The sequence below is a fragment of the Actinoplanes sp. NPDC048791 genome (assembly GCF_040650095.1).
Classification (GTDB): domain Bacteria; phylum Actinomycetota; class Actinomycetes; order Mycobacteriales; family Micromonosporaceae; genus Actinoplanes.
This window is the reverse complement of the sequence record NZ_JBEZGQ010001577.1, coordinates 1-1,369: the sequence shown is the minus strand read 5'-3', so window position 1 is coordinate 1,369 and position 1,369 is coordinate 1. Positions and strand designations below refer to the sequence as shown.

The following is a 1,369-nucleotide window of genomic DNA, read 5'->3' as shown; positions in this document are numbered from 1 at the left end:
ATGATCTTCATTACCGCGAAGTTCCAGATCAAGCCGGAGGACGCCGACAACTCGCCGCAGATCCCGGCCGCGTTCACCGCCGCGACGGTGCGCCCGTTCCAGCTGCGCTTCGCCGAGGTCCCGGACGCCGGTGAGCTGGCCGCCGCCGTGCGGGAGACCATTCCGGACGACGCCTATGTGGACGACGTGCACGGCCTGCCCGCCTGGCGCCGCCACCTGACCGCCCGGTACGCCGAGGAGATCCGCGCGGAGCTGGCCGGATGAGCGTACGGATCAACGGCACCGACCACGAGCAGCCGCCGCGGCCCGGGCAGTGCCTGCGCACGTACCTGCGCCAGGAGGGCTGCTTCGGCGTCAAGAAGGGCTGCGACACCGGCGACTGCGGGGCGTGCACCGTGCACGTCGACGGCCACCCGGTGCACAGCTGCGTCTACCCGGCGTTCCGGGCCCAGGGCCGGCAGGTCACCACCATCGAGGGCCTCGCGCCGCCGGACGGCCTGCACCCCGTGCAGCAGCGCTTCCTGGACGCCCAGGGCTTCCAGTGCGGGTTCTGCACCGCCGGCATGATCATGACGACCGCCGCGCTGGACGAGACCAAGCTGGCCGACCTGCCGCGCGCGCTCAAGGGCAATCTGTGCCGGTGCACCGGATACCGGGCCGTCGCCGACGCGATCAACGGTGTCCGCACGGTCGAGGAGCCCGGCGCCGGACCGGCGATCGGCGCCGGCCTCGGTGCGCCCGCCGGCCCGCAGATCGTCACCGGTACGGCCCGCTACACCTTCGACGTCGACGTGCCCGGCCTGACGCACCTCAAAGTGCTGCGCTCACCGCACGCGCACGCCCGGATCACCGCCGTCGACACCACCGAGGCGCTGGCCGTGCCCGGGGTGCTGGCCGTGCTGACCCACGAGGACGCCCCGCGGCGGTACTTCTCCACCGCCCGCCACGAGCACCCGACCGAGGACCCGGCCGACACCCGGGTGCTCGACGACGTCGTGCGGCACGTCGGCCAGCGGGTCGCCGCCGTGGTCGCGGAGACCGAGGCCGCCGCGGAGGAGGGGTGCCGGCGGTTGCGGGTCGCGTACGAGATCCGGCCGGCCGTCCTCGACCCGGAGGCCGCGATGCGGCCCGGCGCCCCCGCCGTGCACGGCGACAAGGTCACCGGTCACCGGATCGCCCGCGCGGCCGACAACGTGGTGGGGGAGCTGCACGCCGAACTGGGCGACGTCGAGGAGGGGTTCGCGGGCGCCGACGTCGTCTACGAGGCGACCTTCCGCACGCCCCGGGTGCAGCACGCCGCGCTGGAGACGCACGGCGCGATCGGCTGGCTCGACGACGCCGGGCGGCTCACGCTGCGCACCAGCTCGCA

The 1,369-nt window shown here is 74.3% G+C and carries 1 protein-coding gene and 1 pseudogene; both read left to right on the top strand.

Annotation, left to right across the window (positions count from 1 at the left end; genetic code table 11):
* A pseudogene (locus tag AB0C29_RS48635) lies at positions 1 to 264 on the top strand (hypothetical protein); the annotation flags it as partial.
* Positions 261 to 1,369 (top strand): 2Fe-2S iron-sulfur cluster-binding protein (locus AB0C29_RS48630; RefSeq protein ID WP_360835191.1); only part of this gene is annotated, 1,109 nt, incomplete at its 3' end. The pseudogene AB0C29_RS48635 and the gene AB0C29_RS48630, both read left to right, overlap by 4 nt.